The 22,098-nt window shown below is 62.8% G+C and carries 18 protein-coding genes; 3 read left to right on the top strand and 15 right to left on the bottom strand.

The features are described 5' to 3' along the window. Positions 1-103 precede the first annotated feature (103 nt). The 8 genes from ACVTFQ_RS22985 to ACVTFQ_RS22950 all read right to left on the bottom strand — a co-directional run bounded on the left by ACVTFQ_RS22985 (position 104) and on the right by ACVTFQ_RS22950 (position 10,764). The gene (locus ACVTFQ_RS22985) at positions 104-2,281 is read right to left on the bottom strand and encodes a copper resistance CopC family protein (protein ID WP_113178248.1); all 2,178 of its coding nucleotides are present in this window, start codon (positions 2,279-2,281) and stop codon (positions 104-106) included. 228 nt (positions 2,282-2,509) lie between these two features. Further along, positions 2,510-2,755: a formate dehydrogenase subunit delta gene (locus ACVTFQ_RS22980; RefSeq protein WP_113178246.1), complete on the bottom strand. Its 246-nt coding sequence runs from the start codon at positions 2,753-2,755 to the stop codon at positions 2,510-2,512. 3 nt (positions 2,756-2,758) lie between these two features. Beyond that, on the bottom strand, positions 2,759-5,638 hold the full coding sequence (gene fdhF / locus ACVTFQ_RS22975) for a formate dehydrogenase subunit alpha (protein WP_113178244.1): 2,880 nt from the start codon (positions 5,636-5,638) through the stop codon (positions 2,759-2,761). A 237-nt stretch (positions 5,639-5,875) separates the two neighbouring features. Continuing rightward, positions 5,876-7,432, bottom strand: a complete 1,557-nt coding sequence (locus tag ACVTFQ_RS22970; protein ID WP_113178242.1) for a formate dehydrogenase beta subunit — start codon at positions 7,430-7,432, stop codon at positions 5,876-5,878. Next, positions 7,429-7,908, bottom strand: coding sequence for a formate dehydrogenase subunit gamma (locus tag ACVTFQ_RS22965; RefSeq protein WP_113178240.1), 480 nt, complete (start codon positions 7,906-7,908; stop codon positions 7,429-7,431). Before ACVTFQ_RS22965 ends, ACVTFQ_RS22970 begins: the two co-directional genes overlap by 4 nt. Before the next feature lie 159 nt (positions 7,909-8,067). Further along, positions 8,068-8,964 (bottom strand): LysR family transcriptional regulator, encoded by an 897-nt coding sequence (locus tag ACVTFQ_RS22960; RefSeq protein ID WP_113178238.1) that lies wholly within the window; start codon positions 8,962-8,964, stop codon positions 8,068-8,070. 198 nt (positions 8,965-9,162) lie between these two features. Continuing rightward, the gene (locus tag ACVTFQ_RS22955; RefSeq protein ID WP_113178236.1) at positions 9,163-10,023 is read right to left on the bottom strand and encodes an urea carboxylase-associated family protein; all 861 of its coding nucleotides are present in this window, start codon (positions 10,021-10,023) and stop codon (positions 9,163-9,165) included. 36 nt (positions 10,024-10,059) lie between these two features. Next, positions 10,060-10,764, bottom strand: a complete 705-nt coding sequence (locus ACVTFQ_RS22950) for a GntR family transcriptional regulator (RefSeq protein ID WP_018898090.1) — start codon at positions 10,762-10,764, stop codon at positions 10,060-10,062. 400 nt (positions 10,765-11,164) lie between these two features. On the opposite strand from ACVTFQ_RS22950, the gene ACVTFQ_RS22945 reads away from it, so the two are divergent. Next, positions 11,165-11,950 carry a transporter substrate-binding domain-containing protein gene (locus ACVTFQ_RS22945; protein WP_113178234.1) on the top strand — a complete coding sequence of 262 codons (786 nt, stop codon included), beginning with the start codon at positions 11,165-11,167 and terminating at the stop codon, positions 11,948-11,950. A gap of 96 nt (positions 11,951-12,046) precedes the next feature. Continuing rightward, the gene (locus tag ACVTFQ_RS22940) at positions 12,047-13,543 is read left to right on the top strand and encodes an amino acid ABC transporter permease/ATP-binding protein (RefSeq protein WP_113178256.1); all 1,497 of its coding nucleotides are present in this window, start codon (positions 12,047-12,049) and stop codon (positions 13,541-13,543) included. Positions 13,544-13,628: 85 nt separating this feature from the next. On the opposite strand, the gene ACVTFQ_RS22935 is transcribed toward ACVTFQ_RS22940, so the two are convergent. Genes ACVTFQ_RS22935 through ACVTFQ_RS22925 form a run of 3 tightly spaced genes read right to left on the bottom strand, consistent with a single transcriptional unit; the run spans position 13,629 to position 17,727 of the window. Continuing rightward, positions 13,629-15,341 (bottom strand): ATP-binding protein, encoded by a 1,713-nt coding sequence (locus ACVTFQ_RS22935; RefSeq protein ID WP_113178232.1) that lies wholly within the window; start codon positions 15,339-15,341, stop codon positions 13,629-13,631. Next, a complete protein-coding gene (locus tag ACVTFQ_RS22930) occupies positions 15,338-16,960 on the bottom strand; it encodes an urea amidolyase family protein (protein ID WP_113178230.1) in 1,623 nt (540 codons plus the stop codon). The genes ACVTFQ_RS22935 and ACVTFQ_RS22930 overlap by 4 nt, the downstream gene beginning before the upstream one ends. Next, entirely contained in the window at positions 16,957-17,727 is a 771-nt protein-coding gene (locus tag ACVTFQ_RS22925; protein ID WP_113178228.1) for a LamB/YcsF family protein, read from the bottom strand. The genes ACVTFQ_RS22930 and ACVTFQ_RS22925 overlap by 4 nt, the downstream gene beginning before the upstream one ends. Positions 17,728-17,901: 174 nt before the next feature. On the opposite strand from ACVTFQ_RS22925, the gene ACVTFQ_RS22920 reads away from it, so the two are divergent. After that, on the top strand, positions 17,902-18,588 hold the full coding sequence (locus ACVTFQ_RS22920) for a GntR family transcriptional regulator (protein ID WP_313760692.1): 687 nt from the start codon (positions 17,902-17,904) through the stop codon (positions 18,586-18,588). 22 nt (positions 18,589-18,610) lie between these two features. Here the strand turns inward: ACVTFQ_RS22920 and ACVTFQ_RS22915 are convergent, their stop codons facing one another. The 4 genes from ACVTFQ_RS22915 to ACVTFQ_RS22900 form a co-directional block, all read right to left on the bottom strand. Continuing rightward, positions 18,611-19,558, bottom strand: coding sequence for an NAD(P)-dependent oxidoreductase (locus ACVTFQ_RS22915; RefSeq protein WP_113178226.1), 948 nt, complete (start codon positions 19,556-19,558; stop codon positions 18,611-18,613). Between the two features lie 63 nt (positions 19,559-19,621). Continuing rightward, positions 19,622-20,341: a GntR family transcriptional regulator gene (locus ACVTFQ_RS22910; RefSeq protein WP_348531769.1), complete on the bottom strand. Its 720-nt coding sequence runs from the start codon at positions 20,339-20,341 to the stop codon at positions 19,622-19,624. Positions 20,342-20,426: 85 nt separating this feature from the next. Beyond that, on the bottom strand, positions 20,427-21,248 hold the full coding sequence (locus tag ACVTFQ_RS22905; protein ID WP_113178224.1) for an alpha/beta fold hydrolase: 822 nt from the start codon (positions 21,246-21,248) through the stop codon (positions 20,427-20,429). A gap of 3 nt (positions 21,249-21,251) precedes the next feature. Continuing rightward, a complete protein-coding gene (locus tag ACVTFQ_RS22900; RefSeq protein WP_113234974.1) occupies positions 21,252-22,097 on the bottom strand; it encodes a carbohydrate ABC transporter permease in 846 nt (281 codons plus the stop codon). Position 22,098: the final 1 nt, after the last annotated feature.

Below are 22,098 nucleotides of genomic sequence, written 5' to 3'. Positions count from 1 at the left end.
TGGTCTGATGCGGGCGTTGAAGCGCCTTGATACCGATCAATGTGCTCGGTCGCGTCCGGCAAATTCTCCGACGGGCATAAGGCCGCCCGGAGCGTTGATCTTGCTATCTGGCAAGGCGTTCGACACGCGTCTCGGGCGTGAGGTTGTCTGCCACCTTGTTGGTGAAGGTCGCACGGTAATTGCCGTCGAGACCAGGGAAGAGAATGTAGTCCACGCCCTTGATCCTTGCGGTTTCCATGGGGATTGGAATACCATTCCGCGCAAGCTCAGAAAGCCTCCCTCCCGCTGCCGAGGAAGGGAGCATAGCGGTCAACATGCCATGGGTGCGGGGATCGCCTGCGATGGTGAACGCCAGGCTTTCGCCATCCCATCGCTGCTCGAGAACATCCGTCCGCGATCTGCCGTCCAGCCAATCCAGCATCTGTCGCGCCGACACCATGGGGACCTCATATTTCTGTCCAAGATCCATGAGGAACTTGTCGAAATCATTGTGAAAATCGTAATGCGTGCCAAAGGCGCCGAAGAACTCTTCCGGTCCCAAGGCGCGCTGGACGAGGCGCTCGACGGCCTCGCGCTCGTCGTTGAAAATCTCATCCACAAGATGCGTTTCTTGCTGGTAGACGTTGATCAATTCGCCTGAGGCCGAACTAAATCTCATGGGAATTCCGGAACCCGTCATGAAGCCGGCACGACCCTTCAACCAGGTCCTTGGCCAGTAGTAGTAGTTCATGTCGAAGCGGATCCCCCAGTCACGACCGATCTTGGCCTGCGAGGTGAAATCGCTCCACACTATACAATGAAGGCGGCTTGCTTCCTGCACTGGGACATCGGGATAGGCGGCCCGAAAGCGTAAAATATCGGTCGCGAAAGCCTGGTCCAACGAAGCCTTGGACCAGTTCTGGCAGAAGGTGCTGGCATGGGAGCCGAGATCGAAACCACTGGAGACATAATCAGCGGCCTCCCGCGCAGTCAGGCCTGAATCGGGATAGAGCCATGACGTTGCGCGGGCGCATTCCCATTTCCTGGCGTCGCAGTTTTCGGCGTCCAGAGTCAGCATCCGGTCGAAGGAATCTCTTGTCCCGCGTTTCGTGCCGTGATCGTCCGCAGCCATGACAAGGACCGCCTTGGCCCGGTTTGGGAAATACCAGAAGCGGGGGATGGGTGCGTCGTCCCGCTGAACATGCTGGATGAGGTTTGAGAGAAGACGCATCTGCTCATCAGCCTGGGGAATATGCACGCGAGCGAGATCGACGAAGTCGGGCTGCGGGTCGGCGCTGGCCGCGCCGAAAAAGAGATCGTTCGGTCGTATGGGCGCAAGGCCATCGCGATCCTGGCCTGCCCATTCGGGATTGCCTTGTCGTGTCAGGACGACAGATTGGGGCAGGTCGAACGCGAAAGCCGCGACCTCGCCTCCCGCGCTGCCCACCGGCCTGAGCGTTAGCGCAGGCGTCGAGGCTTGGTCCATGCCACCTGAAAATGATGCAAGCGTCGCCGTGTCGGCATTGGTGACGTAGCGTTCCGCTACGCCGTGAAACTGAATGGGCTCTCCGACAAGTCCCTGTCCGGGCGTTCGTTTCGTGTCGATCAGGACATCGCCGGCAGAGATCGCCCCTTCTTCCGATCGCACGCCGGCAAGATCCGCCAACTCGCCCGATGGACGCACGGCAATCAGGTTTCCGCCGCTGGAGACCCAGCTGCGAAGCGCCGCCACCGCCGTATTTTCTATCGTCCCGGCGGTGATGACCAGCCGGTGTTTGGCAAGTGCCGAGGCTTGCAACTCGGGGCTGGTGATCGTCTTGAAATTCGTGAAGCCTTCCGCCCTCAGTATTTCAGAGAGATAGGGTCCAAACGGCGCGCCTTCGCCTAGAACAAGCAATATAGGGCCGTCGCGCCCCAGATAGAGCGGTACCTTGTCCAGAACGGTGAACCGCCAATCGTGGCCAACATCATCTCGCAGCGCACTGCGCACTTCGATTTCGCCTTCAGGAAGTGGCTGGTAGCTACGGAAGATGGCAGCCGTTCGTAGTCCGTTGACCTCGACAGCGCCGGAAATATCGAGCTTTGATCCGTCCGGCCTGGTGGCCGATACCTTGAGATCCATTGCCGTCGGGTCGATCGGCTGGTCGAAGGCGATCTGAACACGGACGCCCGGTACATTGACGGAACCCGGCATGGGAAAGGTGGAGACAATCTTCGTCGCATCTTTCGATACCGTGGATACGCCTTCGGCAATGACTGCTGCGATCAGGCAGAAGGCGACAGTTCCAATGATTTTTTTCACGGCTTGTAGCTTCCTCGAGACATTGCGACTTGCTCACAGAAAGACACCGGTCCGTTGGAAGGCCGGTAACGGCGGCTAAATGACCGGCGAAGCTTTCTGTCGGAGTGTCGCATACCCGAAGGGGCCCTCGGTGAACGAGCTAGCCTTCTTAGGAGACACTCTGATCGAGAGATATCTTGAGGAAGATGGTAATAAAATATGCACTTATCAGGTAGTAGAATACACCTTTTAGATGATATCAGTTGAAGCTGCCGATGGCCTTCTGATTGAAGGCATTGCTTGCAACACCAACGGGCTCAGCCCGTTTGCATCCTGCTCCAGTATCTCGAACAGTTGCCTGCGCATGCGCGGCTCCCAGAACTTGTTGATATGCGAGGCCACGCCCTGCGCGGCCTCGGCTTCTGGCTGGGTCGCGAAAAAGCCCGCGATCTGGTTGGCCATGTAGACAAGCTTGTCGTGTGTGCCGTGTGACATCGTCTACTCCGCGGCCTCAAGCTTGCCCGTGATGCGGCGGCTCTGCCGCGCCTGCTCGTCATACTCGACCTGCCAGTCTGTCGGTCCGTTGGACGGCGAGACCTGGACGGCGGTCACCTTGTACTCGGGACAATTGGTTGCCCAGTCGGAGAAGTCGGTGGTGATGACGTTGGCCTGCGTGTCCGGATGGTGGAAGGTGGTGTAGACCACACCCGGCGAGACGCGATCGGTGATCAGCGCGCGCAGCGTCGTATCCCCGGAACGGCTCATCAGCTTCACCCAGTCGCCGTCACGAATGCCGCGCTGTTCGGCATCATGCGGATGCACCTCCAGCCGGTCCTCGGAGTGCCAGACGACATTCTCCGTGCGCCGCGTCTGCGCCCCGACATTGTACTGGCTGAGGATGCGCCCCGTCGTCAAAAGCAGCGGGAAGCGCGGGCCGGTGCGTTCGTCGGTGGCGATATATTCGGTGCGGATGAATTTGCCCTTGCCGCGCACGAAACCATCGACGTGCATGATCGGCGATCCCTCGGGGTGCGCCTCGTTGCACGGCCATTGCACGGAGCCCATCTTCTCCAGATAATCATAGGACACCATGGCGAAGCTCGGCGTCGTCGCCGCGATCTCGTCCATGATTTCGGACGGATGCTGGTAATTCCAGGCTAGGCCGATCGCCTGTGCCAGCTTTTGCGTCACTTCCCAGTCGGCGTAGCCGTTCTTCGGGCTCATGACCTTGCGCACGCGGTTGATGCGCCGTTCGGCATTGGTGAAGGTGCCATCCTTCTCAAGGAAGCTCGAACCCGGCAGGAAGACATGCGCGTAGTTTGCCGTCTCGTTCAGGAAGAGATCGTGGACGACCACGCATTCCATCGCCGCCAGCCCCGCCGCCACATGCTTGGTGTCGGGGTCCGACTGCAGGATGTCCTCGCCCTGGACATAGAGCCCCTTGAACGAGCCATCGACGGCGGCGTCCAGCATGTTGGGAATGCGCAGGCCCGGCTCGTCGCTGATCTTCACACCCCAGAGCTTCTCGAAGATATCGCGCGTTGCATCGTCGGAGACGTGGCGATAGCCCGGCAGCTCGTGCGGGAAGGAGCCCATGTCGCAGGAGCCCTGCACGTTGTTTTGGCCGCGCAGCGGGTTCACGCCGACGCCGGGACGGCCGATATTGCCGGTGACCATCGCCAGGTTGGCGATCGCCATGACCGTCGTCGAACCCTGGCTGTGCTCGGTGACACCAAGCCCGTAGTAGATCGCGCCATTGCCGCCAGTGGCGTAAAGACGGGCAGCACCCCGCAGCATCTCCGCCGGCACGCCGGTCAGCGCTTCTGTCGCCTCCGGGCTATGGTGCGGCTCGGCGACGAAGGCCGCCCAGTCCTCGAACTCCGACCAGTCGCAGCGCTCGCGGATGAAGCGCTCGTCGAACAGGCCCTCGGTGACGATCACATGCGCCAGCGAGGTCATGACCGCGACGTTGGTGCCTGGCTTCAGCGGCAGATGATAGGCAGCCTCGACGTGTGGAGAGCGGACGATATCGGTGCGGCGCGGATCGATGACGATCAGCTTTGCGCCCTGCCGCAGCCGCTTCTTCAGCCGCGAGCCGAAGACCGGGTGCCCATCCGTCGGATTGGCGCCGATGATGACGACGACATCGCTCTTTTCAACGCTGTCGAAATTCTGCGTGCCCGCCGAAGTGCCGAAAGCCTGGCCTAGGCCATAGCCCGTGGGCGAATGGCAGACGCGGGCGCAGGTGTCGACATTGTTGTTGCGGAAACCGGCGCGCACCAGCTTCTGCACCAGATAGGTTTCCTCGTTGGTGCAGCGCGACGAGGTGATGCCGCCGATCGAATCGCGCCCATACTGGTACTGGATACGCCGGAACTCGCTGGCCACATGCGCGAAGGCCTCGTCCCAGGTTACTTCACGCCAGGGATCGGTGATCTTCTCGCGCACCATCGGGTTGAGGATTCGGTCCTTGTGGCTGGAGTAGCCGTAGGCGAAGCGGCCCTTGACGCAGGAATGCCCGCGGTTCGCCTGCCCATCCTTCCACGGCACCATGCGCACCAGCTCCTCGCCGCGCATTTCCGCCTTGAACGAACAGCCGACGCCGCAATAGGCGCAGGTGGTCACCATGGAATGCTCCGGCTGGCCGATCTCGATCACCGACTTCTCGGTCAGCGTCGCCGTCGGGCAGGCCTGCACGCAGGCGCCGCAGGACACGCATTCCGACGAGACGAAATCCTCATGCATGCCAGCCGAGACACGTGAATCGAAGCCGCGCCCCTCGATGGCCAGCGCAAACGTGCCCTGGACTTCCTCGCAAGCACGCACGCAGCGCGAACAGACGATGCATTTGGCCGGATCGAAGGTGAAATAGGGGTTGCTCTCATCCTTCGGCGCCCATTTGGCGTTGAGCCCGCCATTGTCGCGCGCCTTCACGTGGTTGTCGCCGTCATAGCCGTAGCGCACATCGCGCAAACCAACGGCGCCCGCCATGTCCTGCAGCTCGCAATCGCCATTGGCGGCGCAGGTGAGACAGTCGAGCGGGTGGTCGGAAATATAGAGCTCCATCACCCCGCGACGGACGTCCTTGAGCCGGTTGGTCTGCGTCGACACCACCATGCCTGCCGCGACGGGCGTGGTGCAGGACGCCGGCAGACCGTTGCGCCCCTGGATCTCGACCAGACAGAGCCGGCAGGAGCCGAAGGCATCGACCATGTCGGTGGCGCAGAGCTTGGGGATCTCGATGCCGGCATCCATCGAGGCGCGCATGATGGAGGTACCCTCGGGAACCGTGATTTCGTTGCCGTCGATGGTGAGCGTCACCATGGTCTCGGAGGCGGAGGCCGGTGTGCCGTAGTCGATTTCATGAACGAGGGACATGGTGTGCCTCCTGTCTGGAGCGATATGTGCTGCTTGATGCTGTCCGTCTTAGGCGTTGGAGCGGTTCACCCCCCTCTGTCCTGCCGGACATCTCCCCCACAAGGAGGGAGATTGGCTGGGAGCGACCGCTCGCTCCACTTTCATTGTTTGGCTCTGCGCAGGCCACGGGTCGATCTCCCCACCTGTGGGGGAGATGCCCGGCAGGGCGGAGGGGGGTATCGCAAGCCGCAGCGCTCATCATTCCGCAGCCTCCACCATCGGCCCCGGCGCGAAATCATCAGGAAAATGCGCCATCGCGCTCAGCACGGGATATGGCGTGAACCCACCCAGCGCGCAGAGCGAACCAAACTTCATCGTGTTGCAGAGATCGGCCAGCAGCGCCCGGTTCTTCTCCGGCTCGATGCCGCTGGCGATCTTGTCGGCCGTTTCCACGCCGCGCGTCGAGCCGATACGGCAGGGCGTGCACTTGCCGCAACTCTCGACAGCGCAGAACTCCATCGCAAACCGCGCCTGCTTCAGCATGTCGGCGCTATCGTCGAAAACGACGATCCCCGCATGGCCAATCAGGCCGTCCTTCGCGGCAAAGGCTTCGTAGTCGAACGGCGTATCGAACAGCGCGCGCGGGAAATAAGCCCCCAGCGGCCCGCCCACCTGCACCGCCTTGACCGGCTGCCCCGACGCCGTGCCACCGGCGATCTCGTCGACGATCTCACCCAGCGTCAACCCGAAGGCGACCTCATAGAGACCGGGATGCTTCACATTGCCGGCGATCTGCAGCGGGATCGTTCCACGCGAGCGGCCCATGCCGAAATCGCGATAATGGGCAGCGCCCTTGTCCATGATGACAGGGACGGAGGCGAGCGAGATCACGTTGTTGATGACGGTGGGACAGTCGAACAGGCCCTTGTGCGCCGGTAATGGCGGCTTGGCGCGCACGATTCCGCGCTTGCCTTCCAGGCTATTCAGCAACGCCGTTTCTTCGCCGCAGACATAGGCGCCGGCACCGGTGCGGATTTCGATGTCAAACGCCTTGCCCGAGCCGAGCACCGACGGTCCGAGCACGCCGGCGCGTCCCGCGATCTCGACCGCCTCGGTCATGGCAGCTATCGCATGCGGATATTCCGAGCGGATATAGACGAAGCCCTTGGTGGCTCCCGTCGCCAGCCCGGCGATCGCCATGCCCTCGATCAGCACGAAGGGATCGCCCTCCATGATCATCCGGTCGGCAAACGTGCCGCTGTCGCCTTCGTCGGCATTGCAGACGATGTATTTGCGCGCACCCGGCGCATCGAGCACCGTCTTCCATTTGATGCCGGTCGGGAACCCCGCGCCGCCGCGGCCGCGCAGACCGGAATCGGTCACGTCCTTGACGATATCGACCGGCTGCATGGCGACGGCACGGCGAAGGCCAGCCAAGCCGCCATGTGCCTCGTAATCGGCAAGCGAAAGCGGGTCGATCACGCCGCAACGGGCGAAGGTCAGTCGTGTCTGCCGCTTGAGAAACGCGATCTCCTCGACCGCGCCAAGACAGAGCCGGTGATCGCCGCCCGACATCAGCCCGGCATCGAACAATCCCGCGACATCCCGCGCTTTGATGGGGCCATAGCCGATCCGCTCGCCGGCAACTTCAACCTCGACCAACGGCTCCAGCCAGTGCATGCCGCGCGAGCCGTTGCGCACGATCACGGCATCGATACCGCGATCGGTGATCTCCTTGGCAACCGCATCAGCCACCTTGTCGGCGCCGAGCGCCAGTGCGGCCGCATCGCGCGGAATATAGATCCGAACGCTCATCGGCGTGCCTCCGCGATCATCTCCTCAATATCGGCGACATCGACCCGGCCATGAACCTCTCCATCAAGCATCGCTGATGGAGAGCACGAACAGAGCCCAAGACAGAAGACCGGCTCCAGCGTGATCGCCCCGTCAGCCGTCGTGCCGTGCCAGTCGATCCCCAGCATCGCTTTCACCCGCTCGGCCAGACGGTCTCCCCCCATCGACTGACAGGATTCGGCGCGACAGAGCTTCAGCACGTGTCGGCCAGCAGGGTGGTTGCGATAGTCGTGATAGAAGGTGACGACGCCGTGCACTTCCGCGCGCGACAGGTTGAGCCCATGCGCGATGACGGGAAGCGCCTCCTGCGGGACATAGCCAAATACATCCTGGATCTCGTGGACGATCGGCAGCATCGGGCCTTCGAGCGTCTTCAGACGATCAACGATGTCGCGCACCTGGTCGGAAATATCGCCGTTGGCGACACGAATATTCATCAGCGGCCCTCCCAGACCAGCAGCGACGTTCACGGACGTTCGGCAAGCCTCCTCCAGAAGCCGTTGGCCGACGATGCGGGACCGTCAAATCATTATAGAACTTTCTCAGGGAAGGACGAAGCGATCAATAAAGCTGTCTCGTCAGTCGATAGGAGTTCCCTATTGAAAGTCCGGCTTCTCTATGAGGATGCGCGCCTCGTGCAGGAGCGCGGAGACCAGCGGCGTGAAGGGCTCACGGTGGGTCGCGACCAAGCCGACGACATGATGCGCTTGCGGCTCGACAATCGGGATCATCCGGATTTCGGCCGGAAAGCCGAATGATTTCGCGACATTGCGCGGCATGATGCTGGCCCAGCGGCCGGTGCGGACATGCGAGAACAGCACGATCATCGAATTGGATTCGAGCGTGGGCTGAGCCGTCACTCCAGCTTCAGACAGTAGCTGATTGATAATACGCCGGTTCTGCATGTCGGCCGTCAATAGACAGAGCCTGATATCGCCGACTTCTTTCCAGGTGACGCTTTCGCGATCGGACAGCGGGCTGCCGGCCGCGGTGATGAGATTATACTGCTCGGCATAGAGCGGAACGCTGGTCACGCGCCCGAGCGGCTCGTTTTCGAGATAGGTTATGCCGGCGTCGATCTCGAGATTCTCAAGCATGCTAAGCACCTGCAGTGAATTGCGCGATACGATCGAGAAGGTGACGTCGGGATGGCGCTCCTGAAAGGGCGCGGTCAGCTGTGGCAGCATGGAGAGCGCGGTTGGGATAGCAGCGATCCTGATATGGCCCGCGAGGCCCGATCGGGCGGCGCGCATTTCCTGCCGCATGGTGCGGGCGTCGCCGACGATCCGGCGCGCCCACTCGAGCACGCGCTGCCCTTCAGGCGTCAGCCCCTGAAAACGCGAGCCGCGCTGTACGAGGATGACGCCAAGTTGGTCTTCGAGCTGACGGATGGCGGCGGAAAGGCTGGGCTGGGAAACGCCACATTCCTCGGCGGCACGGCCGAAATGCTTTTCATTGGCAAGCGCGATGAAGAATTCCAGTTTGTCGATCATGCGGCCTCCCTGCCGGGCGCCACCTTACCGTCATCGCGGCGAATGTGAAGAGCCGAGCGGCAGCCTCGATACGTGCCATAGGCCCGTGCGGCTTGAGGCTCGCGCCCCGGCGGTCATGCCGATGAATCTGGTCCCCAAAGGCGAGAGAGCTCCCGTGAATTTGTCACGAGAGCTCGACTTGGTTGCGGCCTGAAGGAGTCAGAGCCCGTGCGTGCCGTCGTAGCCGTTAACCGCGGGCGCTCTCCAGCCTTCCGGCGGATGTGCCGGCTTGTAGATCTCGACCACCAGCGGATAGCAGGCGACGGAATCCGAGGAGTGCTCGGAGGAGCAATCACCGCCGGGGCAAGCCGACATGCAGCCGAGGAGATCGATCTCGGCGAAGAACTCGAGATAGTCGCCGGGGCGGACCGGGCTTGCCTTCATGAAATACTGGCCGGTATCGCGCGTGAAGCCGGTGCACATGAAGACGTTGAGCACGTCGTGAATGTAATTGCCGGCCTCCTGCAGCGACTTGCCGGTGTTCGCGGCGAAGGCGCGCGTGAGGTTGGAGTGGCAGCAGTGGTGATACTGGCCGCCATTGCTCAAGAGGTTGTGCGTATAAGGGTCGCAGCGGGTGCCGATAACGTCGTGCACCGAGCCGCCGAATTCGTCGAAGCCATACCAGTCGAGCGTGTCGTGGGTGATTGTCGCGATCGGGCGCAGATAGGGCATGTTGGAGAAGAGCTGGTCGCCGAGGCCGACATGCGTGCCGTTCAGCGCACGGGTCTTGCCGGTGAAGAGGCGCTCCTCGAGATTGTTAGCATTGAAGAGGTTGAGATCGCCCACCTGCGATCCCTCGCTGGAGAGGATGCGGCAGAAATGGCCGGCCGGCACGGTCCAGCAGGCCGCATCACGCGGCGGCACGACCACGCGCTCGATGAATTCCAGATCGTCGCGCAACGCGCGATATGCTGCGAGATCTGGACGTGGCAGCGTTTCGACGGGATAACAGATGACTGGCTTGATGGCCTTGCGGCTCGCTGCGTCTTCCGGTGCGCTGGTAATCGGCTGGGGCTTCATCCCTCATTTTCTCCTGATATGCCGGGCGGGCTGCCGTCAGTCGGCAGGCGTCGCCAATGTCTTCTTGGGGCGGGGCAGGCTCTGCGCGCGAGCGGCTTCCAGCACCACGCGTTCGGATTCCTGCAGATAGAGTTCAAGTGCTCGGGTGGCTGCCGTGCGGTCGCCGTCGCAGAGCAGGCCGCAGATTTCGACGTCGCGCGCCACCCATGGTTCCTGGAACCGGCGGGCATCGGGCGCCATCGAGAAGGCGAGGCGGGCCTGGGCGGCGACGGTCGCGAACACGTCGTTCAATCTCGGGCTGCCGATGAAATCGACGATCTGCTGGTGGAATTCGAGCGATGCGGTGCCGCACTGTTGCCAGTCCTTGGCAAGTGCGGCGCGCTGCACGGCTTCGACGCGGGCGACAAGCTCGGACATCGCTTCCTGCGAGGCATAGGCGCTGCAGGTAACGCCGCGCAGCTCAAGCGTCATGCGGATCGCGTAGATCTCGCTGATCTCGGTGGAATTCAGCGCCCGCACCGTCGCGCCGTAATGCGCGCGATGTTCGATCAGGCCTTCCGCAACCAGATCCCGCAGCGCCTCGCGCAACGTGTTGCGCGAAACGTTCAGCGCTTCCGCCCACACGACCTCGCGCAACGGCGCGCCAGGCGCGAGCTCGCCACGCAAAATCTTGTCGCGCAACAGGCCGGCGGCGGTCTGCGTCAGCACAAGAGGTCGGTCGGGGGGATTCTGGTTGGTCAATATGGTCTCCTTGGTGATTTATTTTTGTTGAACAACTTACGCATGTCAAGAGAGGTGAGGTGCTCATGCCAGGATGTCGCCGGTGAGGCGGAGGACGTTCCGAGGCGCCATGGGCTAGGGACCTTGCTTTTCAGGGTTACCAGATTCGTGCCCCTCCTGCTTCGGAGCTGAATGTGCTGTTGCGACGTCTTTTTCGTCGTATTGCAGGTGCTGAAGCCGGGGCGTCTCGTTTTATCTCGTCATTTCAGTCGCTTGTCAGCATTCCGTCAAGTTCCTTCGCCGGGATGCGGATGGACGATCTGCTCGAAATCCGCCCCTTGATGAAACTTTATGCATCGAGGGGGATTGCAATCTCATAATTGTTCAACAAAAATGAGCCATCAATCGAGAGGAACAGTCCATGAAAAAACTCCTTGCCGGTCTCATCATGTTGGCGGCGCCGCTGACGGCGGCCCATGCGGAAACGCTGAAGATCGGCGTCGATCTCACCTATCCGCCCTACAACTACTTCGACGACGCCAACCAGCCCGCCGGCTTCGACGTCGAGCTGATGAAGCTGATCGGCAAGAAGACCGGCAGCGAAGTTTCATTTCATGACACTCGTTTCGAAAACCTGATCCTCGGCGTCTCCAGCGATCAGTTCAACGTCATCGCCTCCACGCTCTACGTAACTGCCCCGCGCGCCAAGCAGATCGACTACATCCCCTACATGAAGACGGGTGTCTCGATCGCGGTTTCGGCAGCGGGCGGCCAGAACTTTACCAAGCCGGAAGAGCTCTGCGGCAAGCGCGTCGGCTCGATCAAGGGCGCGGCCTGGATTCCCGAACTTGAGAAGCTGAACACGACGGTTTGCGCCGCCAGCCCGATCGATTCCCGCGAATTCCCAACCTCGCCTGAGGCAACACAGGCCGTCATGTCCGGCGGCGTGGATGCCCAGCTGGAAAACTCAGCAGTGCTCGCCGATGCCGCCAAGAAGCTGAACGGCCGCCTGAAGGTCACCTCCACCGAACAGCTCTATCCCGTCATCGTCGGTTTCGGCGTGAAGAAGGGCAACACCGAGGTCGCATCTTTCCTGCGCGATACGCTGGCGAAGCTCGATGGCGATGCCGATTACGAGGCACTGTTCGCCAAGTATGGCGTGGCAAAGTCGACGGACGCCGAGTTCAAGGCGGCTGTCGGGCAGTAAGCGTTCAAGGCGGGTGCCGGTGAGGCGCTCGCCTGACTGATCAACACAGGAATGCGCGGCGCTTCGGCGCCGCTGCTCTTTTGGGGATACCCGCCCATGAACTTCGACTGGAACTACCTCTTCAGCCTCGTGCTCTATCCGGACTTCTGGCGCGCGACGGCGCTCGTCGCCTGGCTCGGCGTGCTGACCTGGGTCATCGGAACCGTGCTCGGCTTCCTGCTTGCGCTCGCCCGGCAATCCAGCCTGCGCGCGGTGCGCTGGTTCGCGAAGACCTATATCTGGCTGTTCCGCAGCCTGCCGCTGCTGGTGCTGCTGATCTTCGTCTATAACCTGCCGCAGTTCATGCCGGCGCTCGGGCCGGTGCTGTCGGTGCCTTTCTGGGCCGGGTTGATCGCGCTGGTCATATCCGAAACCGCCTATCTCGCGGAAATCCATCGGGCCGGCCTCATCGCCGTCGATCCGGGGCAGCATGAAGCGGCGCACGCGCTCGGCGTCCGTCCCGTCGGCAAGTACCGACACATCATCCTGCCGCAGGCAATCCGCGTGGCGCTACCCTCGCTTGGCAACGAGTTCATCACCATCGTCAAGCTGACCTCGCTCGTCTCGGTCATCTCGCTCGCGGAAATCCTGCTCGTCGGTCAGCGGCTCTATACCCGCAACTTCATGGTCATCGAAACGCTGGTCGCGGTGTCATTCTATTACGTGCTCGTCGTCTCGATCTTCAGCTTCTTCCTGTCGCGCCTCGAAGGGCGTCTCGACATTTCCAGGATGACCGGCGCCGAGATCGCCGTCCCGGCGGCCGCCGCTCAGGCAAGCGCAGCGGGCAACGAACGCCGCGTCGGCGAAGAAGTCGTGGTCGGCATCGATGGCATAACCAAGAGCTTCGGCGACAAGCGGGCGCTGGCCGATGTGTCGCTTCAGGTGCGCAAGGGCGAGGTGCTGAGCATCATCGGCCCCTCGGGCTCCGGTAAGACAACGCTCATCCGCACGATCAACGCGCTGCAGGATATCGACGACGGCCGCATCACGCTCGACGGAAACGAGTGGATCACGGCCGACGCGAAGGGATACCGCATGGTTCCCGATTTCCATCATCGCGTCACCTGTCTCGGCATGGTGTTCCAGTCCTTCAACCTCTTCCCGCACATGACGGCTCTGGAGAATGTCACCTTCGGTCCGCGCTACCACGGCAATCGCGACAAGCAGGCGGTGCGCGCGGCTGCGATGAACCACCTGGCCCGTGTCGGCCTGGCGGCACACGCCAATAAGTATCCGCACCAGCTCTCAGGCGGCCAGAAGCAGCGCGTGGCGATTGCCCGCGCGCTTGCCATGGACCCTGAGATCATGCTGTTCGACGAGCCGACCTCGGCGCTCGATCCGGAACTGGTCGGCGAAGTGCTGCAAGTGATCGAGGGCCTTGCCCGCGAAGGCATGACCATGGTCATCGTCACCCACGAAATGCGCTTCGTCAGCCGCGTCAGCGACCGTGTCGTGATGATGGAAAACGGCCACGTCGTCGTCAACATGACGGCGGCCGAGCTGGAGAGCTCCCCGGCCGACAGCCGCATCCAGCAGTTCATGCGGCAGAGCTGACCGCTCTTTTATCTTCCGAACAAAAGAAAGCCGGCGGATCGCAAGACCCGCCGGCTTTCCTGTGTGAGCCTTAAACTTCGCCTCTTTACGCGATGATCGCCAGCTCCGCGCCAAGAGCGACGCTGTCGCCCACCTTGGCGCTGAGCTTGATCGTGCCGGCCTTGGGCGCGGCAACGCGTGTCTCCATCTTCATGGCCTCGATCACGGCAACGATCTCGCCCTCAGCAACCGTCGCATTATCCTCGACCAGCCACTGCCGGAAGGTGCCTGGAATAGGCGCTGTTACGGCGCCTTCGCGCTGCTGGGATGCCTGAGATACTGCTGTCTGCGGGGCAACGGCGAGGCCGGAAAACAGCGCCGCCGGCAAGCCGATCTCGTGGCGCTTGCCGTCGATCTCGATGAAGCTGCGGATGAGGTTGCCGTCGGCGGGTTCGATCCTCGGCGAGGAGGCGACGCCACGGAACTCGGTCTCGATCCAGTTGGTGAAGACCTTGAAGCCGTCTTCGCCGGTAAAGTCCTTCCCCTCGAGAACGGCGCGGTGGAACGGCAGCACGGATGCCACGCCCTCGATGCGGAACTCGGCAAGCGCGCGGCGGGCGCGAACCAGCGCCTCCTCGCGGGTCGCGCCTGTCACGATCAGCTTCGCCATCATGGAATCATAAAGGCCGGTGATTTCTGAGCCGCTCTCGACGCCGGTGTCGAGGCGGATGCCGGGACCGGACGGCGCGCGGAAGCGGGTAATGGGGCCCGGTGTCGGCAGGAAGCCACGACCGGGATCTTCGGCGTTGATGCGGAACTCGAAGGCGTGGCCTCGCGGCTCGGGCGTTTCCGTCACCGAGAGTGGTTGGCCATCGGCGATCCGCAGCTGCTCGATGACGATATCGATGCCGGTGGTCTCCTCGGTCACCGGATGCTCGACCTGCAGGCGCGTGTTGACCTCGAGGAAGGAGATCGTGCCGTTCTGCGAGAGCAGGAATTCGACTGTGCCGGCGCCGGTATAGCCGGCCTTGGCGCAGATCGCGCGGGCGGCATAATGGATGCGCTGGCGCTGCTCCTCGGTGATGAAGGGAGCCGGCGCCTCTTCGACGAGTTTCTGGTTGCGGCGCTGCAGCGAGCAGTCGCGGGTACCGAGGACGACCGTATTGCCGTGGCTGTCGGCAATCACCTGCGCTTCGATGTGGCGCGGTTTTTCGAGGAATTGTTCGGCGTAGCATTCGCCACGACCGAAGGCCTCGACGGCTTCGCGAACGGCGGAATCGAAGAGTTCGCCGACTTCGTCGATATGGTGCGCCACCTTCATGCCGCGCCCGCCGCCGCCAAAGGCGGCCTTGATCGCCAGAGGCAATCCGGCTTCGCGGGCGAAGGCGACGGCCTCGGCAGCCGAAGCCAGCGGTCCGGCGGAACCCTTCACCAGCGGTGCGCCGACGCTCTCGGCGATCCGCCGCGCCTCGACCTTGTCGCCAAGTGCCGTAATGACGCCAGGCGCCGGGCCGACCCAGATCAGGCCGGCATCGATAACCGCCTGCGCGAACTCGGCGCGTTCCGAAAGGAAACCGTAGCCGGGGTGCACGGCATCGGCGCCGGCGCGCTTGGCGATCTCGAGGATCTTCTCGATGTTCAGATAGGTATCTGCGGGGCGGCCGGCGCCGAGGCCATAGGCTTCGTCGGCAAGCTCGGCATGCAGCGAGCTGGCGTCGGCATCCGAGTAGATCGCGACCGAGGCGACGCCATAGTCGCGGGCGGCGCGGGTGATGCGGATGGCGATTTCGCCGCGATTGGCAATGAGCAGCTTTTTCATGAGATCAGTGTCCTGTTCGGCTCGATGTCGGCGATGACCTCGCGCGGCTCGAAGGCGGAGATCGGATTGAAACGGATGCGGGCGCCGATCGGGATCTGTCCGGCGAGGTCGAGATGGTGGCTGGCGACGACGCCGATGACCGGATAGCCGCCTGTCAGCGGATGATCGGCCAGGAAGAGCACGGGCTGGCCGCTATGCGGCACTTGGATCGCGCCGAGTGCCGTGCCTTCGGAGGGCAGTTCGGCATCGTCGGAACGCTCGATCGCTACCTTGCCGTCAAGGCGCATGCCGACGCGACTGGATTGGGGCGTCACGTCCCACTCCCGCGATGTCAGCGTGGCGACGCCCTGCTCGGTGAACCAGTCGGTGCGCGGACCAAGCACGATATCGAGCGTCACGACTTCGCCGGCGCGCGGCAGGCGCCGCTGCTTGGCGTCGGCCGGCATGACCGCAAGTGATCGCCGCTCGGCCGGAACCAGGATATCACCGGCCGCGATCGGCGCCGGGCCAACCTTGGCGAGGGTGTCGGTGGCCGCCGAGCCGAGGATTGGCTGAACCTCGAAGCCTCCCCGCAGGGCGAGATAGCTCATCATTCCCTCGGGCGGAATGCCCAGCACCAGCTCGTCTCCGGTATCAAGGGCGATAGGGCTTGCAAAACCTGCATTGCTCTCACCGCCTGCCGCCGTACGGATCGTCAGCGGGCAGGGGGCACCGGTTACCGCGACGCTCACCGGCCGATCGGCCTTGAAGGCGAAGCCGCCGAAAAGCACTTCGATCACGGCGGCATTGCGCGGGTTGCCGAGGCAGCGATTGGCTTCGATCATCGCCGTACGGTCGAGCGCGCCGGATTCCGAGACGCCCTGGCTGGCAAGACCCGGTCGGCCGAGATCCTGGAACAGCGCGGGACGGTCCGTGCGGGTGACCAGCAATCCGGCCTTCTGTACCGGCGCCTCATTGACTGGCGGCTTGGGTGAGGGGACCGGGACGACAGCGCCCTTGGCGATGTCGCGAAAGCGCACGCGGTCGCCGGGCGCCAGCAGCGCGGCCCGTTCGCGCGTCGTGTCCCACATTGCGAGCGGCGTCTTGCCAAGCAGCTGCCAGCCGCCGGGACTGTCTGATGGGTAGATGCCGCCGAACTTGCCGGCGATGGCAACCGAGCCGGCGGGGATTTTTACCCGTGGGCTCTTGCGCCGCGGCACGTCGAAACGTGGATCGTCTGAGGTCATATAGGCGAAGCCCGGCGCAAAGCCGGTGAAGGCGACGGTGTAGGTCGCCTCGGTGTGGCGCTGGATGACCTCTTCGATCGTGCAGCCGAGCATCTCGGCGACGTCACCGAGGTCCTCACCATCATAGAAGACTGGAATCTCGAAGAGCTCGCCACCTCGGGATGAGCGCGTAGAGAGGTCGAGAGCGGCGATCTTGTCGTAGAGCCCTGCCGCGCTCCTCAGCCACGGATCGAAGCGCACCATGACCGTGCGCGCGCCCGGGATCACTTCGCGCACGCCTTCGAGCCCCGCCGCCAGGAGGGCGTCGAGCAGGGTCAGGGTTGCGGCTAGATCGTCGAGTTCGACGAGGAAACTGTCGCTGCCTGAAGCCAAGAAACGCAGGCGCTCGCTCATGACGACATATCGACGAAGGACTTGAGCTCGACACCGCGCGCTTCCAGCGTCTGCCGCAGCGTGCGGGCGATCGCGACGGCAGCCGGCGTGTCGCCGTGAATGCAGATAGACTGCGCGTCGAGCGCGATTTCGGTTCCGTCGATCGCCACAACGCGGCTTTCCGTGACCATGCGCAACATGCGCTCGGCGACGGCTTGCGGATCATGGATCACCGAACCGTCCAACCGGCGGCTGACGAGGCTGCCATCGACGTTATAGGCGCGGTCGGCGAAGGCCTCGCAGACGACGGTCAGTCCGGCCTCACGCGCTTGGTCTACGATCGGCGCGCCGGCCAGCGCCATCAGCACAAGGTTCGGATCGATCGACTTGATACCTTCGATGACATCGGCGGCCTGGCGGGCATCGTGGGCGATGGTGTTGTAGAGCGCGCCATGCGGCTTCACGTAGCGCACGCTAGTTCCGGCCGCCTTCGCCAGACCCTGCAGGGCGCCGATCTGGTAGATCGTGTCGCCGACGAGTTCGGCGCTCGAGGGGTCCATATTGCGGCGGCCGAAGCCGACCAGGTCGCGATAGCCGATATGGGCGCCGACGGCGACACCGCGCCGCGTCGCTTCTTTCAGCACCGTCAGGATTCCCGAGGGATCGCCGGCATGGAAGCCGCAGGCGATGTTGGCGCTCGTCACCGTCGCCAGCATGGCGGCGTCATCTCCCATCGGCCACGGGCCGAAGCTTTCGCCGAGATCGCTGTTCAGATCGATTGCCGCCATGTTCCATCTCCATTGAAAATACTGACGTCACGGATTATTGTTCAATAAAGCAATATAGATTGTTGAACAATATGCCTGAGCGCATTTTTGGACGTGTTGCTGATGGCCGGCGATAGGGCCGGTTGGCATGCGCTGGATATATGGTGCCCTGAACAGAGGGGGGAAAGGGCGTTGATGATGCGCACGGCGATTACGGACATGGAAGACGAGCCGTTGACGGCGCAGATTGCCGGAAAGATCCGCGCGATGCTGATCTCGGGCGAACTGGCACCGGGCGCCAAGCTTTCCGAACAGCAGATCGCCACCCAGTTCGGGATCTCGCGCAACACGTTGCGCGAAATATTCCGCCTGCTAACGAGCCAGAACCTGCTGGTTCACATACCCAACCGCGGCGTTTTCGCCGCCACTCCGGGCGAAGCTTCAGTCGTTGATATCTACAGGGTGAGGCATGTCATCCAGAAAGGCGCTGTTCGTGCCGCCGTCCGCACACACCCTGCATTGGCGAGTATGCGAGAGCTTCTGGCGCGCACCGAGGCGTCGCGAGAGGCTGGCGACTGGCGAAGCGTGGGCACGATCAACATGGAGTTTCATCGCTTGATGGTCGAGCTATGCGATAGCCCTCGACTAAGCGCCTGCTTTGAGCTTGTTCTGGCGGAGCTCCGATTGGTGTTCGCTCAGTTCGAGGATACCGCCCATCTGCATGCTCCCTACATCGCTCTGAATTGCGAACTCCTTGCGTCTCTTGAGGCTGGCGACATCGAGGAGGCGTCGGATCAGCTAGACGCCTATCTTGTGCGCTCGGAAAGATCCGTTCTCGCGGCACTCCAAACAGCCAAGCCGAAGGCTTTCGGGCGGGCGTGATGATTGAGCCGTTTGATCCCGGTCAGTAACCGCGCACGGGATCGACCAGCGCCTCAAGCTCTTCGCCTTTGAGATAGGCGTCGAGGTTCTTCATCAATCGCTGCTGAAACGCCTGATCCTGATCGCCGCCGGCCCAGGAAATGTGCGGACTGATGAAGACGTTGGGCAATTCGTAGAGCGGGTGGCCGTCGGGCAGCGGTTCCGGCATTGTCACATCTAGCGTGGCGCTGCCGATATCTCCCGCAACGAGTGCCGCCACCAAAGCTTGCTGATCGACAAGGCCGCCGCGTGAGATGTTGATGAGATGCAAACCCGGCTTGGCTGCACCAAGCAATTTACGATCGATCAATCCTTCCGTCTCTGCGGTCAGCGGCGCGGCGATGACGAGATGGTCGGCGGCAGCGAATATCTCATCGATACCGGCCGCGACGATGCCGCCGTCTCCCTCCCAGGGCGTGCGCCGGTTGACCATGACGTTCATATCGAAGGCCAGCGCCCGGCGGGCGATCGCCTGGCCGAGGCTGCCGTAACCGATGAGGCCGAGCGTCTTGCCGTAGACACGGCCGATGTCGTGCCGTCGCCAGTCCGCTTCGCGGCGGGCACGTGTCTCTTCCAGCCGCTTCTCGGCGCGCAGTATCACCGCGAAAACGAACTCGGCGATCGGCAGCGCGTTCAGCCCGCGCCCGCAGGTCATGACCCGATCCTGCAGCAAGGTTGGCGGATAAATCTCGATGCCCGTCGTCTGCGATTGCACCCATTTCAGCCGCTCCGGAAATCGCCAGTCGCGTGGCGCCTGTTTCCAGCTGGCAAAGCCGCCCGTCACCAGGATGTCGGCCTCCGGCGCGATTTTCCATGGCTCCGCCGGAACGGAATCCTGGATCACGACCGGCCGGGAGGGATGCTCTTCGAGAGCCTTGCCGAGCTCAGGACCAAGCTGGTTCAGGATGACGGGGTGTTGTGGGGCGGACATGTGTTTCCTCCTCCGCGCGACGATTGCCGCGCGGTCTCCTTGCGAGCGTGACGCTCGGTCTTGTTACTGAGCGCGGCTCATATGCGCCGGCAGCGACGAAATGAAGTCTGTCAGCTGGTCGCCGAGGAGCTGCACGTGATCGCTGGCCGCCTTGCGCGCCGCTTCCGGATCGCCCGCATCGATCGCATCCATGATACGGACGTGCTCGGTCAGCGTGCTCAGCATGCGGCCGGGCTGGTAGGTGGCGCGCATGCGGTAGGCGCCGATGCGGCGGCGAAGCTGGATCGCCTGATCCGCGATGAAGTGCGTGTGGGCTGCTTCATAAAGCTGGTCGTGGAATTTCTGGTTCACCTTGTAGAAGGCAACCGGGTCACCGGAATTATAGGCTTCAACCAGCTCCTCATGCACCTTGCGCATGCCGGCGCGTTCGGCTGGCGTCGCGCGACGGGCTGCGAGCCGGGCACAGAGGCCTTCGAGAGCCGACATCACGTCGAACATCTCGATCAGCGCCGGAATGGAGAGCAGTGCTACGTGCGTACCCTGGCGGCCGCGTGTCTCGACAAGCCCGATAGCCAACAGCGCCTTGATGGCTTCGCGCACCGGCGTGCGGGAAAGGCCGAAGCGACGCGCGAGCTCCATTTCGTCCAGTCGCTCGCCGGGGACGAGCCTGCCGTCGAGGATCATCTGCTCAAGCTGTTCACGCAGCTCGCCGGCGCGGGTCGGAGCGCGCATCCCGTTTGCCGCTTCGGGCAGACGCGTGTCATCCTGATCCAATGCGGTCACTCCTCTCGCCGAACTGCGAATGGCCAATTTGTATTTTGCTGGCGGCATTTATACTTTTCTTTTTGCGGTGCATTCAATGGGGGGATTATGGGTATACGAGTGTAGCAAGGCAGCTTCGAAGCTTTTCCACAATCATCGCGGGAGCTTCAATCATCGGGAAGTGTCCGGAATCGTATTCGACGACATCAATGCCGCTGAAGCAGGGCATCGGCTTCGGATCCGCCAGTCTCGCGACCCACGTCGAGTTGAGCATGATCGCCGGGCAGGAGACAAGCGGCCAACGTTCCTCCGCGTCCCAGGCGAAGAGGTCATCCTTCACATCAAGCGCAAAGGTGGCCGGGGCCGAGGCGATCATGTCGTCGGTGACTGCCTGGCGCATCGCCTCGTGTGTGGAGGGATGCGCGATAATATCGATCATGGCGCGCATGCGGCCCGCATAGTCGGCAGCGAATTCCGCGTGGCGTCTGAGTAGCTCGTCGGCCGGGACGCGGCCGTAGTAGTCGCGGTCCGTCAACGTATCGAGACCGATCAGGGCCCTCACACGCTCCGGCGCGATGATCGCGACCTCGGTCATGATCGGGCCACCCATCGAGTGACCGATCAGCGTCGCGCCTTCGATGCCGAGATAATCCAACAGATGCGCGACAGCGGCGCCCATCGCGCGGATCGTCTGACCGGCTGGCGGCGGCGGGAGCATACCGCCGAAGCCCGGATGCGAAACCGCGAGCACCCGGTGGTCACGCGCCAGCTCGGGAGCGATAACGTTCCAATGCTCGGCGTTGCCGCACCAGCCGTGGATCAGCACCAGCCAGTCGCCTTCGCTTCCGAAGACGCGATAGCCGATCTGACCACCCATAGGGGCGTCCAGTCTCAAAAGCGGGACGAGGCTGTGGGCCGGTGCGTTCATGGCCTAGCCCTTGATCCCGCTGGTAGTCATACCCTGCGTGAAATACTTCTGCAGCAGCAGGAAGAGCAGGATGAGCGGAACGGTCGCAACGGTCGCACCTGCAAAGGTTTCGCCCCAGTTGGGCAACTGCGTCGGCGAGCCCTGCTGGGCAATCGCCACCTGGATGACCTGGATTGCCGGATCCTGGATGATGACGAGCGGCCACAGGAAGCTGTTCCACGAAAACAGGAAGGTGATGAGACCGAGCGTCAGCATCGGCACCTTCACGTTCGGTAGCACGATCGAAAAGAAGATGCGCACATGGCCGGCACCATCGATCCGCGCCGCGTCCTCGAGCTCGACCGGCAGCTCTTCGAACGCCTGCTTCAGCAGGAACAGACCGAACGGGCTGGCGATCCACGGGATCATGACGCCGAGCAGCGAGTTGGAAAGACCGAGGCCGGAAACCACCTGATAGAGCGGCACCATCATCGCCTCGATCGGCAGCAGGAAGGTGAGGAGGATCAGCACGAAAACGATCTTGGCGCCCGGGAAGCGGATGCGCGTTAGCGAATAGGCGGCCATTGAACAGAGCAGCAGCGTCAGCGCCACCTGGCCGCCCGCAACGATGGCGGTGTTCATCAGCGCGGTCAGCACATTCGTGCGCTCGAACAGCGTGCGATAGTTCTCGAACGTTCCCTCGACCGGCAGAAAGGCGCGCCAGGAGAGCGGTGTCACGTCGTTGAACAGCGTCAGCTGATTCTTGAAGGACGACGACACGATCCAGGCGTAAGGCGCCAGGAAGCAGCACAGGATGACGACGATGACGAGGGCGACCATGGCGCCGCGCCGGAGATGTTGCTTCTTCATG

Source organism: Rhizobium sp. O111 (assembly GCF_055616315.1).
Note: the sequence above shows the minus strand (reverse complement) of the source record. Positions and strands in the feature narration are given on the sequence as shown.

Excerpts from the sequence above, each read along its gene's own strand:
- ACVTFQ_RS22980 (WP_113178246.1), bottom strand. The coding sequence starts at position 2,755 with ATGTCACACGGCACACACGACAAGCTTGTCTACATGGCCAACCAGATC.
- fdhF (WP_113178244.1), bottom strand. The coding sequence starts at position 5,638 with ATGTCCCTCGTTCATGAAATCGACTACGGCACACCGGCCTCCGCCTCC.
- ACVTFQ_RS22970 (WP_113178242.1), bottom strand. The coding sequence starts at position 7,432 with ATGAGCGTTCGGATCTATATTCCGCGCGATGCGGCCGCACTGGCGCTC.
- ACVTFQ_RS22965 (WP_113178240.1), bottom strand. The coding sequence starts at position 7,908 with ATGAATATTCGTGTCGCCAACGGCGATATTTCCGACCAGGTGCGCGAC.
- ACVTFQ_RS22960 (WP_113178238.1), bottom strand. The coding sequence starts at position 8,964 with ATGATCGACAAACTGGAATTCTTCATCGCGCTTGCCAATGAAAAGCAT.
- ACVTFQ_RS22955 (WP_113178236.1), bottom strand. The coding sequence starts at position 10,023 with ATGAAGCCCCAGCCGATTACCAGCGCACCGGAAGACGCAGCGAGCCGC.
- ACVTFQ_RS22945 (WP_113178234.1), top strand. The coding sequence starts at position 11,165 with ATGAAAAAACTCCTTGCCGGTCTCATCATGTTGGCGGCGCCGCTGACG.
- ACVTFQ_RS22940 (WP_113178256.1), top strand. The coding sequence starts at position 12,047 with ATGAACTTCGACTGGAACTACCTCTTCAGCCTCGTGCTCTATCCGGAC.
- ACVTFQ_RS22935 (WP_113178232.1), bottom strand. The coding sequence starts at position 15,341 with ATGAAAAAGCTGCTCATTGCCAATCGCGGCGAAATCGCCATCCGCATC.
- ACVTFQ_RS22930 (WP_113178230.1), bottom strand. The coding sequence starts at position 16,960 with ATGAGCGAGCGCCTGCGTTTCTTGGCTTCAGGCAGCGACAGTTTCCTC.
- ACVTFQ_RS22925 (WP_113178228.1), bottom strand. The coding sequence starts at position 17,727 with ATGGCGGCAATCGATCTGAACAGCGATCTCGGCGAAAGCTTCGGCCCG.
- ACVTFQ_RS22920 (WP_313760692.1), top strand. The coding sequence starts at position 17,902 with ATGATGCGCACGGCGATTACGGACATGGAAGACGAGCCGTTGACGGCG.
- ACVTFQ_RS22915 (WP_113178226.1), bottom strand. The coding sequence starts at position 19,558 with ATGTCCGCCCCACAACACCCCGTCATCCTGAACCAGCTTGGTCCTGAG.
- ACVTFQ_RS22905 (WP_113178224.1), bottom strand. The coding sequence starts at position 21,248 with ATGAACGCACCGGCCCACAGCCTCGTCCCGCTTTTGAGACTGGACGCC.
- ACVTFQ_RS22900 (WP_113234974.1), bottom strand. The coding sequence starts at position 22,097 with ATGAAGAAGCAACATCTCCGGCGCGGCGCCATGGTCGCCCTCGTCATC.